Source organism: Serratia sp. BW106, from assembly GCF_002607755.1.
GTDB lineage: Bacteria > Pseudomonadota > Gammaproteobacteria > Enterobacterales > Enterobacteriaceae > Serratia > Serratia proteamaculans.
The window spans coordinates 42,106-57,935 of record NZ_MCGS01000011.1 but is presented as its reverse complement, the minus strand read 5'-3'; the positions used below and the strand labels follow the sequence as shown (position 1 = coordinate 57,935).

Below are 15,830 nucleotides of genomic sequence, written 5' to 3'. Positions count from 1 at the left end.
ATAGCGTTCCTTTCGCGAGCCAGCTCCCAAAATGACCGAAGAAATATTGCCAAAGCGCTGGCGCTCTGGCTTGACAAGGTTTTCATACCCTCCGTAAACTCCATTATGTGGGAATTTGTGGGGTAAAGTGGTGAAAATGGTCGTGGAGGGGTAGCTCAGGCATGTTCCGTGGAGCAACGATGGTTAATCTCGACAGCAAAGGGCGGCTTGCCGTACCCACCCGTTACCGGGATTTGCTGAACGAGCAATCGCTAGGCCAAATGGTTTGCACCATTGACCTCCATCAGCCCTGCCTACTGCTTTACCCACTGCCCGAATGGGAAATTATCGAGCAAAAGTTATCCCGTCTGTCGAGTATGAATCCCGCCGAGCGCCGCGTTCAGCGCTTGCTGTTGGGACATGCCAGTGAGTGTCAGATGGATAGCGCCGGTCGGTTGCTGTTAGCGACAACGCTACGCCAACACGCCGGGCTCACCAAAGAAGTGATGCTGGTCGGGCAGTTCAACAAGTTTGAACTGTGGGATGAACAGACCTGGTATCAACAAGTCAAGGATGATATTGACGCAGAACAGTCGACTCAGGAACCGTTGTCTGAGCGGCTACAGGACTTGTCGCTATAAGCATGTTGGAAAATTATAAACACACCACCGTACTGTTGGATGAGGCGGTAAAAGGTCTCAATATTCGCAGTAACGGCATATATATCGACGGTACTTTTGGCCGCGGTGGCCATTCGCGTCTGATTCTGTCCCAGTTGGGGCCGGAAGGGCGTTTGCTGGCAATTGACCGCGACCCACAGGCGATTGCAGCCGCCAAGTCTATTGAAGATCCTCGTTTTAGCATCGTACACGGCCCATTTTCAGATTTGTCACACTATGTGCGGGAACGCGAATTAGTGGGGCAGATAGATGGCATTTTACTCGATCTGGGCGTTTCTTCGCCGCAGTTGGATGATGCAGAACGCGGCTTCTCCTTCATGCGTGACGGACCACTGGATATGCGTATGGACTCCTCAAGCGGTCAGTCAGCCTCCGAGTGGCTGATGAAAGCGGAAGCCGACGACATTGCCTGGGTGTTGAAAACCTTTGGCGAGGAGCGTTTCGCCAAGCGTATCGCTCGCGCCATCGTGGAAAGAAATCTGGTCGATCCGATGACTCGCACCAAACAGCTGGCCGATTTGATCGCCAACGCCAGCCCGTTCCGGGATAAACACAAACACCCGGCAACCCGTAGTTTCCAGGCGATCCGCATCTACATCAACAGTGAGTTGGAAGAGATCGAACGTGCGCTGGACGGCGCGCTGGAAGTGCTGGCCCCGCAGGGTCGCCTGTCGGTGATCAGCTTCCACTCGCTGGAAGACCGTATCGTTAAACGCTTTATGCGCCACCACAGCCGCGGTGCTCAGGTACCGGCCGGTATTCCGCTGACCGAAGCGCAATTGCGCAGCATGGGCGGACGCACGCTGAAAGCGCTGGGCAAGATGATGCCTGGAGATGCCGAAGTGGCGGAAAATCCACGTGCGCGTAGTTCGGTGTTGCGTATTGCCGAGAGGATGCCCGCGTGATTGGTAATGAGCGTCATGGCTTAGTCGGGGTGATTGGCGGCGATCTGCTGCGTAACGCCAAGATCCCGTTGATTTTGCTGATTGCCTCGCTGGTGTCTGCGGTTTTTGTGGTGACTACCGCGCATCGTACCCGTTTGCTGACCGCCGAGCGCGAGCAGCTTGTTTTAGAGCGAGATGCTCTGGACATTGAGTGGCGCAACCTGATTCTGGAAGAGAATGCTCTTGGGGATCACAGTCGGGTAGAGCGCATCGCTACTGAAAAACTGCAGATGCAACATGTTGATCCATCGCAGGAAAATATCATCGTTAAACAATGAATGGTTTAACTGAAATCACTACACGGAGTAGAAAGGGAACGCATGAAAGCAGCACGCCCCGGTAAGTTGAAACGCCAGGAAGATCAGGCCAGCTTTGTAAGCTGGCGTTTTGCGTTGCTGTGCGGCTGTATTTTGCTGGCGTTGGTGGGGTTGATGCTGCGGGTGGCTTATCTGCAGGTGATTAACCCGGACCGCCTGGTGAAAGAAGGCGACATGCGTTCACTGCGCGTGCAGGAAGTGCCAACCTCTCGCGGCATGATCAGCGATCGCTCAGGACGCCCGTTGGCGGTGAGCGTGCCGGTCAACGCCATTTGGGCTGACCCGAAAGAGCTGAATGAGCGTGGTGGCATAACGCTGGACAGCCGCTGGAAGGCACTGTCCGATGCGTTGAATATCCCGCTGGATCAGCTTTCTACCCGCATCAACGCCAACCCAAAAGGGCGCTTTGTCTACCTGGCGCGCCAGGTGAACCCGGCGATTGGCGATTACATCCACAAGCTGAAACTGCCGGGGATTTACCTGCGTCAGGAGTCTCGCCGTTACTATCCTTCCGGCCAGGTGACCTCGCATATCATCGGCGTGACCAACATTGATGGCCAGGGGATTGAAGGCGTCGAGAAGAGCTTTGATCGCTGGCTGACCGGGCAACCGGGCGAAAGAACCGTGCGTAAAGACCGCTATGGCCGGGTGATTGAGGATATCTCCTCGGTCGACAGCCAGGCGGCGCATAACCTGGTGCTGAGCGTCGACGAACGTCTGCAGGCGCTGGTTTATCGCGAGCTGAACAACGCCGTGGCGTTCAACAAGGCCGAATCCGGTACCGCAGTACTGGTGGACGTGAACACCGGCGAAGTATTGGCCATGGCCAACAGCCCGTCTTACAACCCGAACAATATGGCCGGTACGCCGAAAGAAACCATGCGTAACCGTGCTATCACCGATATTTTTGAACCCGGCTCCACCGTGAAACCTATGGTGGTCATGACGGCATTGCAGCACGGCATTGTGAAAGAAAACAGCGTGCTGAATACCGTCCCTTACCGTATCAACGGCAAGGAAATCAGGGACGTTGCGCGTTATGCGGAACTCTCCCTGACCGGGATCTTGCAGAAGTCGAGTAACGTCGGTGTTTCACGACTGGCGTTATCGATGCCGTCCTCAGCGTTAGTAGATACTTACTCTCGTTTTGGATTGGGAAAAGCGACCAATTTGGGGCTGGTCGGAGAAAGCAGTGGCATATACCCAAAAAAACAACGGTGGTCTGACATAGAGAGGGCCACCTTCTCTTTCGGCTATGGGCTAATGGTAACCCCGTTACAGTTAGCGCGAGTCTATGCAACGATCGGCAGTTTGGGCGTTTATCGTCCGCTGTCGATTACCAAGGTTGACCCACCGGTTGCCGGTGAGCGCGTGTTCCCTGAACCTCTGGTGCGCACTGTGGTGCACATGATGGAAAGCGTTGCCCTGCCGGGCGGCGGTGGGGTGAAAGCCGCGATCAAGGGCTACCGTATTGCCATCAAAACCGGTACCGCCAAAAAAGTGGGCCCGGACGGCAAATACGTCAACCGATACATCGCTTATACCGCCGGCGTTGCGCCGGCGAGTAATCCCCGATTTGCTCTGGTGGTGGTCATCAATGACCCGCAGGGTGGGAAATACTACGGTGGTGCGATCTCCGCACCGGTGTTTGGCGCCATCATGGGCGGCGTATTGCGCACCATGAACGTCGAGCCGGATGCGTTGCCTACCGGTGAGAAAAGCGATTTTGTAATTAACAGAAAAGAGGGTTCAGGTGGCCGATCGTAATTTGCGCGATTTACTCGCTCCGTGGGTGCCAACGGCGCCTGGGCGCGCGCTGCGGGAAATGACATTAGACAGCCGTATTGCGGCTGCCGGGGATCTGTTTGTCGCCGTTGTCGGCCATCAAACGGATGGACGCCGCTATATTCCGCAGGCCATTGCGCAGGGCGTTGCCGCCGTGATTGCCGAAGCTGAAGGTCAGGCTGAAGACGGTGCTATTACTGAAATGCACGGCGTGCCGGTGATTTATCTGAGCCAGCTCAATCAGCGTCTTTCCGCGTTGGCCGGTCGTTTTTACCATCAGCCGGCGGAGCGCCTGCGTCTGGTTGGCGTCACCGGGACTAACGGCAAAACCACGACCACTCAACTGCTGGCGCAGTGGGGCCAACTGCTGGGCGAAACCAGCGCCGTGATGGGCACCGTGGGCAACGGTCTGTTGGGCCAGGTATGCCCAACGGAGAATACCACCGGTTCTGCGGTGGATATTCAGCACGTGTTGAACGAATTGGTCGACAGCGGTGCGACCTTTGCCGCGATGGAAGTCTCTTCCCATGGGCTGGTGCAGCACCGCGTGGCGGCGTTGCCGTTTGCCGCCGCCGTGTTCACCAACCTGAGCCGGGATCACCTGGATTACCACGGTGATATGGCCAATTACGAAGCGGCCAAGTGGTCGCTGTTCGCCGGTCACGAAGTGGGCCAGGCGATTATCAATGCTGATGATGAAGTCGGTCAGCGTTGGTTGAGCAAATTGCCGGATGCCGTGGCCGTTACCATGCAGGATAACCTGCAACCGGGCTGCCATGGCCGCTGGCTGAAGACCACTGCGGTCAACTATCACGATAACGGTGCCACTATCCACTTCAGCTCAAGCTGGGGTGACGGTGAGATTGAAAGCCGCCTGATGGGGGCCTTCAACGTCAGCAATCTGCTGCTGGCACTGGCGACGCTGCTGTCGCTGGGGTATCCGCTGGACAAATTGGTCGCCACCGGCAATCAACTGCAGCCGGTCTGCGGCCGAATGGAAGTGTTCAACGCGCCGGGTAAACCGACGGTAGTGGTCGATTACGCCCACACCCCGGACGCGCTGGAAAAAGCCTTGGAAGCCGCTCGTCTGCACTGCCTGGGGCAGTTGTGGTGCGTGTTTGGCTGTGGCGGCGATCGTGACAAAGGCAAGCGTCCGTTGATGGGCGGTATCGCCGAACAGTTCGCCGATCGCGTGGTCGTGACCGATGATAACCCTCGTACCGAAGAGCCGCAGGCGATCATCGCAGATATCCTGACCGGCCTGCTGGACGCCGGACGTGCTCTGGTGATCCACGGTCGTGCGGAAGCGGTAACCAGCGCCATCATGCAAGCTAAAGAACAAGATGTGGTACTGGTGGCAGGTAAAGGCCACGAGGACTACCAACTGGTGGGGAATCGCCGCCTGGATTACTCCGATCGCACCACCGTAGCGCGTCTGCTGGGGGTAGTAGCATGATCCCTGTCTCCCTTCGGACACTGGCCGATGTATTGAGCGCTGAGTTGATCGGCGCCGATTGCCAAATCGTTGAGGTGACGACAGATACCCGTCAGGTAACCGCGGGTTGCCTGTTTGTGGCATTGAAAGGCGAGCGTTTCGACGCTCACGATTTTGCTGTTGATGCGGTAGCCGCTGGCGCTGGGGCGTTGCTGGTAAGTAAGCGCTTATTGGTGGAGGTTCCGCAACTGGTGGTGAAAGATACCCGCCTGGCTCTGGGACAGCTTGCTGCCTGGGTTCGTCAGCAGGTGCCGACTCGCGTAGTGGCGTTAACCGGTTCATCGGGCAAGACCTCGGTGAAAGAAATGACCGCGGCCATTCTGCGTGAATGCGGTGAAGTGCTGTATACCGCCGGTAACTTTAACAACGATATCGGCGTGCCGCTGACGTTGTTGCGTCTGCAGCCGCAGCACGACTTTGCCGTGATTGAGCTGGGCGCCAACCATATTGGTGAAATTGCTTACACCACGGCTTTAACCTGTCCGCAGACCGCACTGGTGAATAACCTGGCGGCCGCCCACCTGGAAGGCTTTGGCTCTTTGGCCGGTGTCGCTCAGGCGAAAGGCGAAATTTTTGCCGGTTTGCCGGCTGACGGCGTGGCAATCCTCAACGCCGACAATAACGACTGGCCGCACTGGCAGAGCATGCTGGACGGCAAAACCGTCTGGCGTTTCTCGCCGCAGGCGGCAGAAAACATCGATTTCTTCGCCAGCGATGTGCAGGTGAATGGCAAGGGCACGCAGTTTACGCTGCACAGCCCGTTCGGTACCGCGCCGATCGCGCTGCCGCTGCCGGGCCGTCATAACGTGGCCAATGCGTTGGCCGCTGCGGCGCTGGCAATGTCGGCCGGTGCCTCGCTCGAAGCCGTGCGTCAGGGATTGAAACAGTTACAGGCGGTACCGGGGCGTTTGTTCCCGATTGCGCTTTCTGACCACCAGCTGCTGCTGGATGACAGCTATAACGCCAACGTCGGTTCAATGACGGCTGCCGCACAGGTGCTGGCGGAAATGCCGGGCTACCGCGTGATGGTGGTGGGTGATATGGCAGAGTTAGGAGCAGAAGCCGAAGAATGTCACCGTCAGGTGGGCGAAGCCGCCCGGCTGGCAGGGGTGGATAAAGTGTTGGGCGTCGGCCCGTTAAGCCAGGTGCTGGTTGAAGCCTCGGGTCATGGCGAACATTTTCAGGATAAGGCAGCAGTGATCGCGCGCGTGGCGGAATTACTGTCAGAACATGCGGTAATTACCGTGTTAATCAAGGGTTCACGTAGTGCCGCAATGGAGCAGGTAGTACGCGCGTTACAGGAGAAAGCACCATGTTAGTTTGGCTGGCCGAACATTTGGTCAAATATTATTCCGGCTTCAACGTCTTTTCCTACCTGACGTTCCGAGCCATTGTCAGCCTGCTGACCGCGCTGTTCCTCTCCTTGTGGATGGGGCCGCGGGTGATTAAACGCCTGCAGGAGATGTCCTTCGGCCAGGTGGTGCGTAACGACGGTCCGGAGTCGCATTTCAGCAAGCGCGGCACGCCGACCATGGGCGGCATCATGATCCTGACCTCCATCACCGTTTCGGTATTGATGTGGGCCTATCCGTCGAATCCTTATGTGTGGTGCGTACTGTTCGTGCTGGTGGGTTACGGGATTGTTGGCTTCGTTGATGACTACCGCAAGGTGGTACGTAAAGACACCAAAGGGCTGATTGCCCGCTGGAAATACTTCTGGCAGTCGGTGATTGCGTTGGTGGTTGCCTTCGCCATGTATGCCGTAGGAAAAGACACGCCAGCCACCGAGCTGGTTGTGCCGTTCTTTAAGGACATCATGCCGCAGCTCGGCCTGTTATACGTGCTGCTGGCGTACTTTGTGATTGTGGGCACCAGCAACGCGGTCAACCTGACCGACGGGCTGGATGGCCTGGCGATTATGCCAACGGTGTTTGTGGCCGCGGGCTTTGCGCTGGTGGCCTGGGCGACCGGTAACATGAACTTCGCCAACTACCTGCACATTCCTTATCTGCGCCATGCCGGTGAGCTGGTGATCGTCTGTACCGCCATCGTCGGTGCCGGTCTGGGCTTCCTGTGGTTCAACACCTACCCGGCTCAGGTCTTCATGGGCGATGTTGGCTCCCTGGCACTGGGCGGCGCGTTGGGCACCATCGCGGTGCTGCTGCGCCAAGAGTTTTTACTGTTGATTATGGGCGGCGTGTTCGTGGTTGAAACGCTGTCGGTGATTTTGCAGGTGGGGTCGTTCAAGCTGCGCGGGCAACGTATCTTCCGCATGGCACCGATTCACCACCACTATGAATTGAAGGGCTGGCCAGAACCGCGTGTGATCGTGCGCTTCTGGATTATTTCGCTGATGCTGGTGCTGATTGGCCTGGCGACGCTGAAGGTGCGGTAATTATGACGGATTATCAGGGTAAAAAAGTGGTCATCATCGGGTTGGGCCTCACCGGCCTGTCCTGTGTTGATTTCTTTATGGCGCGCGGCGTGACGCCACGCGTTATGGATACCCGCATCTCACCGCCAGGGCTGGACAAGCTGCCTGAAAGCGTTGAGCGTCATTTGGGCGATTTGAATCTGGACTGGCTGTTGGCGGCAGATTTGATCGTCGCCAGCCCAGGCATGGCGTTGGCGACCCCGGCATTAAGCGCTGCTGCAGAGGCTGGCGTGGAGATCGTCGGTGACGTCGAGCTGTTCTGTCGCGAAGCCCAGGCACCGATCGTAGCCATCACTGGCTCTAACGGCAAAAGCACCGTCACCACTCTGGTGGGTGAGATGGCGAAAGCGGCCGGTTGGGCGGTGGGGGTTGGCGGCAATATCGGCCTGCCGGCGCTGAGCCTGTTGCGCCAGGAATGCCAGCTGTACGTGCTGGAGCTGTCAAGTTTCCAACTGGAAACCACCTTCAGCCTGCATGCGGCTGCGGCGACCATTTTGAATGTCACCGAAGATCACATGGACCGCTATCCGTTTGGCCTGCAGCAGTACCGTGCGGCCAAACTGCGCGTTTATGAAAATGCCAACCTGTGCGTGGTGAATGCGGATGATGCGCTGACCATGCCAGTACGCGGTGCAGACCAGCGCTGCATCAGCTTCGGTGCCGATGTGGGCGACTACCATCTGAACCGTCAACTGGGTGAAACCTGGCTGCGCGTGCGCGGCGAGAAAATCCTCAATACCCGTGAGATGAAGCTGACCGGCCGCCACAACTATACCAATGCGCTGGCGGCGTTGGCACTGGCCGATGCGGTGAATATCCCGCGTGCTTCCAGCCTGAAAGCGTTAACCACCTTTACCGGGTTGGCACACCGCTTCCAACTGGCCTGGGAACATAACGGCGTACGCTGGATTAACGATTCCAAAGCCACCAACGTCGGCAGCACCGAAGCGGCGTTGAATGGTCTGCAGGTTGACGGCACTCTGCACCTGCTGCTGGGCGGCGACGGCAAATCTGCCGACTTCTCCCCGCTGGGCCAGTATCTGCAAGGCGACAATGTCCGCCTTTACTGCTTCGGCCGTGATGGCGAACAGCTGGCGCAGCTGCGACCGGAGGTGGCTACGCTGACCGAGACAATGGAACAGGCGATGCAGGCGATAGCCGGTCAGGTGCAGTCCGGCGATATGGTGTTGCTGTCACCGGCATGCGCCAGCCTGGATCAGTTCCGTAATTTTGAAGTGCGCGGCGATGAGTTCGCCCGCCTGGCACAGGAGCTCGGTGGATGAGACTACGCTTGCCGAACTTCGGGCTGACCGAACTGTTTAAAAACTGGGTGGCGGGATCGCGGGATAACGATTCGGTCAATATGGTGCTGTACGACCGTACCCTGCTGTGGCTGACCTTTGGGTTGGCCATTGTCGGCTTTGTGATGGTGACTTCGGCGTCGATGCCGATCGGCCAGCGTTTGGCAGACGATCCTTTCCTGTTCGCCAAGCGTGACGCGCTGTACCTCGGGTTGGCATTTGGCCTGTCGATGGTGACGCTGCGTATTCCGATGGAAGTCTGGCAGCGCTACAGCAATGTCATGCTACTGATGTCGATTGTGATGCTGCTGATCGTGCTGGTGGTCGGTAGTTCGGTAAACGGGGCATCGCGCTGGATTGCATTGGGGCCATTGCGTATTCAGCCGGCGGAGCTGTCCAAGCTGTCGCTGTTCTGTTACCTGGCGAGCTATCTGGTGCGCAAGGTAGAAGAAGTGCGTACCAACTTCTGGGGCTTCTGTAAGCCGATGGGTGTGATGGTGGTGCTGGCGGTATTGCTGTTGGCACAACCGGACCTTGGTACCGTGGTAGTGCTGTTTATCACTACGCTGGCGATGCTGTTCCTGGCCGGCGCCAAAATGTGGCAGTTCCTGGCGATTATCGGCTCTGGTGGCTTCGCCGTGGTGCTGTTGATCATTGCCGAACCTTACCGTATGCGCCGCGTGACTTCGTTCTGGAATCCGTGGGCCGATCCGTTCGGCAGCGGCTACCAGTTGACCCAGTCGCTGATGGCCTTTGGGCGCGGTGAGTTCTGGGGACAGGGGTTAGGCAACTCGGTGCAGAAACTCGAGTATTTGCCGGAGGCGCACACCGACTTTATCTTCTCGATTTTAGGCGAAGAACTGGGCTATATCGGTGTGGTTTTCGCATTGTTAATGGTATTCTGCGTCGCTTTTCGTGCTATGTCGATTGGCCGCCGTGCGCTGGAGCTCGATCAACGCTTTTCCGGCTTTTTGGCCTGCTCAATTGGCGTCTGGTTTAGCTTCCAGGCGCTGGTTAACGTCGGTGCCGCCGCCGGTATGTTGCCGACCAAGGGCCTGACGCTGCCGCTGATAAGTTACGGCGGCTCGAGCCTGTTGATTATGTCGACGGCGATCGTGCTGTTATTGCGTATTGATTATGAAACGCGTCTGGCTAAAGCCCAGGCGTTTGTGAAGAGGTAAGGGATGAGCGGGAAACCTAAGCGTTTAATGGTGATGGCAGGCGGTACCGGCGGACATGTGTTCCCGGGACTGGCGGTCGCACATCATCTGATGGCGCAGGGCTGGCAGGTGCGCTGGCTTGGAACCGCAGACCGAATGGAAGCCGATCTGGTGCCCAAGCACGGGATCGAGATTGATTTCATCCGTATTTCCGGCCTGCGCGGCAAAGGGCTGAAGGCCCAGTTGAGCGCACCGCTGCGTATCTGGCACGCCGTTCGTCAGGCGAAGGCGATTATGCGCAGCTACCAGCCGGACGTGGTGTTGGGCATGGGCGGTTATGTTTCCGGCCCTGGCGGTTTGGCGGCATGGCTGTGCGGTATCCCGGTGGTATTGCACGAGCAGAACGGCATTGCCGGGTTGACCAACCGCTGGCTGGCGCGCATTGCCAAAACCGTGCTGCAAGCCTTCCCCGGTGCGTTCCCGAACGCGGAAGTGGTGGGCAACCCGGTGCGAACCGACGTACTGGCGCTACCGTTGCCGGCAGAGCGATTGATTGGCCGTGAAGGGCCGACCCGCGTGCTGGTTATTGGCGGAAGTCAGGGTGCCAGGGTGCTGAATCAGACAGTTCCTGAAGTCGCGGCGAAATTGGGCGATAAAATGACGCTCTGGCATCAGGTAGGTAAAGGCGCGCTGGAAAACGTGTTACGCGACTACGAGAGGGTAGGGCAGACACAGCACAAGGTGACCGAGTTTATTGATGACATGGCTGCCGCCTACGCTTGGGCTGATGTGGTGGTGTGCCGTTCCGGCGCGCTGACCGTCAGCGAGATTGCTGCTGCGGGCCTGCCGGCGATATTTGTGCCGTTCCAGCACAAAGACCGTCAGCAGTATTGGAATGCTCGTCCGCTGGAAGAAGCCGGCGCGGCGAAGATTATCGAACAGCCACAGTTTAACGCCGATGTCGTGGCAGAACTGCTGGCCAGTTGGGATCGCCCAACGCTGTTGGCGATGGCTGAAAAGGCACGTGCAGTCGCTATCCCGGATGCCACCGAACGCGTGGCGGCGGAGCTGGTGCGGGTTGCCAAATAATTTGCAGGGGTTCGGTACGCCGGACCTGAATTAAAGAATGTCATACAGGGGCCCGGCAAGCCGGACCCGGATTAGAGAGAGTGATGAATACACAACAACTGGCGAAACTACGTACTATCGTGCCCGAGATGCGACGCGTCCGGCACATTCACTTTGTCGGCATCGGTGGCGCCGGCATGGGTGGTATCGCCGAAGTGTTGGCTAATGAAGGTTATCAAATCAGCGGTTCCGATCTGGCACCGAACCCGGTAACCCAACAGTTGAGCGCGCTCGGGGCGACGATTTACTTCCATCACCGCCCGGAAAACGTGCTGGATGCCAGCGTAGTGGTGGTTTCTACCGCCATTTCCGCCGACAACCCGGAAATTGTCGCCGCCCGTGAGGCGCGTATCCCGGTGATCCGTCGCGCAGAGATGCTGGCTGAACTGATGCGCTTCCGCCACGGTATCGCCGTTGCCGGTACGCACGGCAAGACTACGACCACGGCGATGGTATCGAACATTTATGCCGAAGCCGGTCTGGATCCGACCTTTGTGAACGGCGGACTGGTGAAAGCGGCGGGTACCCATGCACGTTTGGGATCCAGCCGTTATCTGATTGCGGAAGCGGATGAGAGCGATGCGTCGTTCCTGCATTTGCAGCCGATGGTGGCGATTGTCACCAATATCGAAGCCGACCATATGGAGACTTACCAGGGCGACTTCGAGATTCTGAAGCAGACGTTTATTAACTTTTTGCACAACCTGCCGTTCTACGGCCGTGCGGTGATGTGTGTTGATGACCCGGTGGTGCGCGAATTGCTGCCACGCGTGGGCCGCCATATCACCACTTACGGTTTTAGCGATGATGCCGATGTTCGCATCGAGAACTACCGTCAAGTTGGGCCACAGGGCCACTTTACCCTGAGCCGTCAGGATAAGCCGTTGATGACGGTGACCCTGAACGCACCGGGCCGCCATAACGCGTTGAACGCCGCGGCGGCAGTGGCGGTAGCAACAGAAGAAGGCATTGACGACGCAGATATCCTGCGTGCGCTGGCGAATTTCCAGGGTACCGGTCGCCGCTTTGATTTCCTCGGCGAATTCCCGCTGGAGCCGGTAAACGGCAAAAGTGGTAGTGCGATGCTGGTGGATGATTATGGTCACCATCCGACCGAAGTTGACGCAACGCTGAAAGCCGCACGTGCCGGTTGGCCGGACAAACGTCTGGTGATGATTTTCCAGCCGCACCGTTACACACGTACTCGCGATCTGTACGACGATTTCGCCAATGTGCTGTCGCAGGTCGATGTGTTGCTGATGCTGGATGTGTATTCCGCGGGTGAGACGGCAATCCCGGGGGCGGACAGCCGCTCGCTGTGTCGGACCATTCGCAGCCGCGGCAAGCTGGATCCGATTCTGGTTTCCGATGCGGACACGGTGCCGGAAACCCTGGCGCAGTTGCTGCAAGCCGACGATTTGGTACTGGTGCAGGGCGCCGGTAACGTGGGTAAAGTTGCCCGCAAACTGGCTGAGCTGAAACTGCAGCCACAGAAAAAAGAGGAGGAACATCATGGCCGATAAAGTTGCCGTACTGCTGGGTGGCACCTCCGCTGAACGTGAAGTGTCATTGCAATCCGGCGCCGCCGTACTGGCCGGGCTGCGTGAAGCCGGTATCGATGCCCACGGCATTGATATCCGTGACTTCCCGGTAACCCAACTGAAAGAGCACGGGTTTACCAAGGTATTTATCGCGCTGCACGGTCGCGGTGGTGAAGACGGCACCCTGCAAGGGATGCTGGAGTTCCTCGAACTGCCTTATACCGGCAGCGGTGTGATGGCTTCGGCGCTGACCATGGACAAATGGCGTACCAAGATGGTGTGGCAGTCGATGGGCTTGCCGGTTGCGCCGTATGTAGCGCTGAACCGCAAGCAGTATGCCGGTGCAGAGAAAGCGACGCTGATTGCTCGCGTGGAGGCCCTGGGCCTGCCGCTGATCGTCAAGCCAAGCCGTGAAGGTTCCAGCGTCGGGATGAGCAAGGTCACCGAGCGTGATGCGCTTGAAGCGGCATTGGAAGAAGGTTTCCGCCATGACGACGACGTCCTGGTCGAGAAATGGCTGAGTGGCCCGGAATACACGGTGGCGATGCTGGGTGACCAGGTTCTGCCTTCGATCCGCATTCAGCCGGCCGGCGTGTTTTACGACTATCAGGCCAAGTACATTTCGGACGATACCCAATATTTCTGTCCGAGTGGCCTGGGTGCGGAACAGGAAGCCGAGATGGCTGCCCTGGCGTTACGCGCCTACCGTGGGCTGGACTGCAGCGGCTGGGGCCGTGTGGATGTAATGCAGGATAGCGATGGCAGCTTCTATCTGCTTGAGGTGAATACCTCGCCAGGCATGACCAGTCATAGCCTGGTGCCGATGGCAGCGCGCCAGTCTGGTTTAAGCTTCTCGCAGCTGGTAGCGAGAATTTTGGAGTTGGCCGACTGATATGTCGCAAGCTGCCCTGAATGCACGTGAACGCGAGGTGGATAACAACCCGCGCCGCAGCAATGGAACCCAGTTGGCGGGAATGGTTTTCCTGCTGATGGTGTTGGGAACGGTCCTGTGGAGTGGCTGGGCGGTAATTGGCTGGATGAAAGACGCCAGCCGCCTGCCGCTGTCACGACTGGTGGTGACCGGGGAACGTCACTACACCACCAACGACGATATTCGCCAGGCGATCCTGGCGTTGGGATCGCCGGGGACTTTCATGACGCAGGATGTGGACATCATCCAGCAACAGATTGAACGCCTGCCGTGGATCAAGCAGGCCAGCGTACGCAAGCAGTGGCCGGATGAGCTGAAAATCCACCTGGTGGAGTATGTCCCGGTAGCGCGCTGGAATGATTTGCACATGGTGGACGCCGAAGGCAAATCCTTCAGCGTGCCGGCAGAACGAATTGGCAAACAGAAATTGCCGTTGCTTTATGGCCCGGAAGGGAGCGAACAGGATGTTCTGGATGGATATCGGACCATGAGCAGCATGTTAGCGGCCAGCAAATATACGCTGAAAATGGCGGCCATGAGTGCCCGCCACTCCTGGCAGCTGGCTTTGGATAATGATGTTCGGCTGGAGCTGGGACGCGACGATCGCACCGGACGCCTGCAGCGCTTTATCGAGCTTTATCCGGTATTGCAGCAGCAGGGGCAGGCAGAAAGCAAGCGAGTCAGCTATGTCGACTTACGCTATGAGGCCGGTGCATCGGTAGGTTGGGCCCCAGTGTTAATCGACCCGCAGGCAGCAGGCGATCAGCAAAACAGTAATCAGCAACAGAATCAGGCACAGGCAAAACAACAATGATCAAGTCGACGGACAGAAAACTGGTAGTTGGACTGGAGATCGGTACTGCAAAAGTCTCCGCATTGGTAGGGGAAGTTCTGCCCGATGGCATGGTCAACATTATCGGGGTGGGCAGCTGCCCGTCTCGCGGCATGGATAAGGGTGGCGTTAACGACCTGGAGTCGGTAGTGAAGTGCGTACAGCGCGCTATCGATCAGGCCGAACTGATGGCTGATTGCCAGATTTCTTCGGTTTACCTCGCATTATCGGGGAAACACATCAGTTGCCAGAACGAAATAGGGATGGTTCCTATTTCCGAAGAGGAAGTGACACAGGAAGATGTGGAGAACGTGGTGCATACCGCTAAATCGGTACGCGTACGCGATGAACACCGCATCCTGCACGTCATCCCTCAGGAATACGCCATCGACTATCAGGAAGGCATCAAAAACCCGGTTGGGTTGTCCGGCGTGCGTATGCAAGCCAAGGTGCACCTGATTACCTGTCATAACGATATGGCGAAGAACATCGTTAAGGCAGTAGAACGTTGCGGTCTGAAAGTAGACCAACTTATTTTCGCCGGTCTGGCCGCCAGCTATGCGGTACTGACCGAAGATGAGCGCGAACTCGGCGTTTGTGTGGTGGATATCGGCGGGGGCACCATGGATATGGCGGTGTACACCGGCGGTGCGTTGCGCCACACCAAAGTGATCCCTTACGCCGGGAACGTGGTCACCAGCGATATCGCCTACGCCTTCGGCACACCGCCGACAGATGCGGAAGCGATCAAAGTTCGACACGGCTGTGCGCTTGGGTCGATTGTTAGCAAGGATGAAAGTGTAGAGGTGCCAAGCGTTGGGGGGCGTCCTCCTCGTAGTCTGCAAAGACAGACACTGGCTGAAGTTATTGAGCCACGCTACACCGAACTGTTGAATCTGGTTAACGATGAGATTTTGCAATTGCAGGAGCAACTGCGTCAGCAAGGGGTTAAGCATCATCTGGCAGCGGGTATTGTGCTGACCGGTGGCGCCGCCCAGATTGATGGCCTGGCAGCTTGTGCGCAACGGGTATTCCATACCCAGGTACGCATCGGCCAACCCTTGAACATCACGGGTCTGACGGATTATGCGCAGGAGCCTTACTACTCTACGGCGGTAGGTCTGCTGCACTATGGAAAAGAGTCTCACCTGAGTGGTGAGGCAGAAGTAGAAAAACGCGCCTCGGTGGGCAATTGGTTTAAACGTATCAATAGCTGGCTGAGAAAAGAGTTTTAATGTTTCAACAAAGAGATCATGCTGAGTAATCTTTTTATGATCTCGCAGCGACAGGCACAAAACGGAGA

At 57.5% G+C, this 15,830-nt stretch carries 14 protein-coding genes; all 14 read left to right on the top strand.

The features are described from left to right. The first annotated feature begins 161 nt into the window (after positions 1 to 161). The 14 genes from mraZ to ftsA all read left to right on the top strand — a co-directional run bounded on the left by mraZ (position 162) and on the right by ftsA (position 15,762). Positions 162 to 620, top strand: a complete 459-nt coding sequence (gene mraZ, locus BEI65_RS09330) for a division/cell wall cluster transcriptional repressor MraZ (RefSeq protein WP_085120223.1) — start codon at positions 162 to 164, stop codon at positions 618 to 620. Between the two features lie 2 nt (positions 621 to 622). Then, positions 623 to 1,564, top strand: a complete 942-nt coding sequence (rsmH, locus tag BEI65_RS09325; protein WP_085120224.1) for a 16S rRNA (cytosine(1402)-N(4))-methyltransferase RsmH — start codon at positions 623 to 625, stop codon at positions 1,562 to 1,564. Beyond that, positions 1,561 to 1,881 (top strand): cell division protein FtsL, encoded by a 321-nt coding sequence (ftsL, locus tag BEI65_RS09320; RefSeq protein ID WP_012005204.1) that lies wholly within the window; start codon positions 1,561 to 1,563, stop codon positions 1,879 to 1,881. The genes rsmH and ftsL overlap by 4 nt, the downstream gene beginning before the upstream one ends. A gap of 42 nt (positions 1,882 to 1,923) precedes the next feature. Further along, positions 1,924 to 3,687 carry a peptidoglycan glycosyltransferase FtsI gene (locus BEI65_RS09315; protein WP_099063083.1) on the top strand — a complete coding sequence of 588 codons (1,764 nt, stop codon included), beginning with the start codon at positions 1,924 to 1,926 and terminating at the stop codon, positions 3,685 to 3,687. Continuing rightward, a complete protein-coding gene (gene murE, locus BEI65_RS09310) occupies positions 3,674 to 5,161 on the top strand; it encodes a UDP-N-acetylmuramoyl-L-alanyl-D-glutamate--2,6-diaminopimelate ligase (RefSeq protein WP_099063082.1) in 1,488 nt (495 codons plus the stop codon). Before BEI65_RS09315 ends, murE begins: the two co-directional genes overlap by 14 nt. Continuing rightward, positions 5,158 to 6,519 carry a UDP-N-acetylmuramoyl-tripeptide--D-alanyl-D-alanine ligase gene (gene murF, locus BEI65_RS09305; protein WP_099063081.1) on the top strand — a complete coding sequence of 454 codons (1,362 nt, stop codon included), beginning with the start codon at positions 5,158 to 5,160 and terminating at the stop codon, positions 6,517 to 6,519. Before murE ends, murF begins: the two co-directional genes overlap by 4 nt. After that, positions 6,513 to 7,595, top strand: a complete 1,083-nt coding sequence (gene mraY / locus BEI65_RS09300; RefSeq protein ID WP_012005208.1) for a phospho-N-acetylmuramoyl-pentapeptide-transferase — start codon at positions 6,513 to 6,515, stop codon at positions 7,593 to 7,595. Before murF ends, mraY begins: the two co-directional genes overlap by 7 nt. A gap of 2 nt (positions 7,596 to 7,597) precedes the next feature. Then, a complete protein-coding gene (gene murD / locus BEI65_RS09295) occupies positions 7,598 to 8,917 on the top strand; it encodes a UDP-N-acetylmuramoyl-L-alanine--D-glutamate ligase (protein WP_099063080.1) in 1,320 nt (439 codons plus the stop codon). Then, complete coding sequence (gene ftsW / locus BEI65_RS09290; RefSeq protein ID WP_085120229.1) at positions 8,914 to 10,116, top strand: cell division protein FtsW; 1,203 nt, start codon at positions 8,914 to 8,916, stop codon at positions 10,114 to 10,116. The genes murD and ftsW overlap by 4 nt, the downstream gene beginning before the upstream one ends. Positions 10,117 to 10,119: 3 nt before the next feature. Then, positions 10,120 to 11,184 (top strand): undecaprenyldiphospho-muramoylpentapeptide beta-N-acetylglucosaminyltransferase, encoded by a 1,065-nt coding sequence (murG, locus tag BEI65_RS09285; RefSeq protein WP_099063079.1) that lies wholly within the window; start codon positions 10,120 to 10,122, stop codon positions 11,182 to 11,184. An 83-nt stretch (positions 11,185 to 11,267) separates the two neighbouring features. Beyond that, positions 11,268 to 12,746 carry a UDP-N-acetylmuramate--L-alanine ligase gene (murC, locus tag BEI65_RS09280; RefSeq protein ID WP_085120231.1) on the top strand — a complete coding sequence of 493 codons (1,479 nt, stop codon included), beginning with the start codon at positions 11,268 to 11,270 and terminating at the stop codon, positions 12,744 to 12,746. Continuing rightward, positions 12,736 to 13,656, top strand: coding sequence for a D-alanine--D-alanine ligase (locus tag BEI65_RS09275; protein ID WP_085120232.1), 921 nt, complete (start codon positions 12,736 to 12,738; stop codon positions 13,654 to 13,656). Before murC ends, BEI65_RS09275 begins: the two co-directional genes overlap by 11 nt. A gap of 1 nt (position 13,657) precedes the next feature. Further along, positions 13,658 to 14,509 carry a cell division protein FtsQ gene (gene ftsQ, locus BEI65_RS09270; protein ID WP_099063078.1) on the top strand — a complete coding sequence of 284 codons (852 nt, stop codon included), beginning with the start codon at positions 13,658 to 13,660 and terminating at the stop codon, positions 14,507 to 14,509. Further along, positions 14,506 to 15,762, top strand: a complete 1,257-nt coding sequence (gene ftsA / locus BEI65_RS09265; protein ID WP_004950148.1) for a cell division protein FtsA — start codon at positions 14,506 to 14,508, stop codon at positions 15,760 to 15,762. The genes ftsQ and ftsA overlap by 4 nt, the downstream gene beginning before the upstream one ends. Positions 15,763 to 15,830 lie beyond the last annotated feature (68 nt).

Coding starts and splice junctions, on each gene's coding strand:
- murD (WP_099063080.1), top strand. CDS start 7,598: ATGACGGATTATCAGGGTAAAAAAGTGGTCATCATCGGGTTGGGCCTC.
- murG (WP_099063079.1), top strand. CDS start 10,120: ATGAGCGGGAAACCTAAGCGTTTAATGGTGATGGCAGGCGGTACCGGC.
- mraZ (WP_085120223.1), top strand. CDS start 162: ATGTTCCGTGGAGCAACGATGGTTAATCTCGACAGCAAAGGGCGGCTT.
- rsmH (WP_085120224.1), top strand. CDS start 623: ATGTTGGAAAATTATAAACACACCACCGTACTGTTGGATGAGGCGGTA.
- BEI65_RS09315 (WP_099063083.1), top strand. CDS start 1,924: ATGAAAGCAGCACGCCCCGGTAAGTTGAAACGCCAGGAAGATCAGGCC.
- murC (WP_085120231.1), top strand. CDS start 11,268: ATGAATACACAACAACTGGCGAAACTACGTACTATCGTGCCCGAGATG.
- ftsQ (WP_099063078.1), top strand. CDS start 13,658: ATGTCGCAAGCTGCCCTGAATGCACGTGAACGCGAGGTGGATAACAAC.
- BEI65_RS09275 (WP_085120232.1), top strand. CDS start 12,736: ATGGCCGATAAAGTTGCCGTACTGCTGGGTGGCACCTCCGCTGAACGT.
- ftsW (WP_085120229.1), top strand. CDS start 8,914: ATGAGACTACGCTTGCCGAACTTCGGGCTGACCGAACTGTTTAAAAAC.
- murF (WP_099063081.1), top strand. CDS start 5,158: ATGATCCCTGTCTCCCTTCGGACACTGGCCGATGTATTGAGCGCTGAG.
- mraY (WP_012005208.1), top strand. CDS start 6,513: ATGTTAGTTTGGCTGGCCGAACATTTGGTCAAATATTATTCCGGCTTC.
- ftsA (WP_004950148.1), top strand. CDS start 14,506: ATGATCAAGTCGACGGACAGAAAACTGGTAGTTGGACTGGAGATCGGT.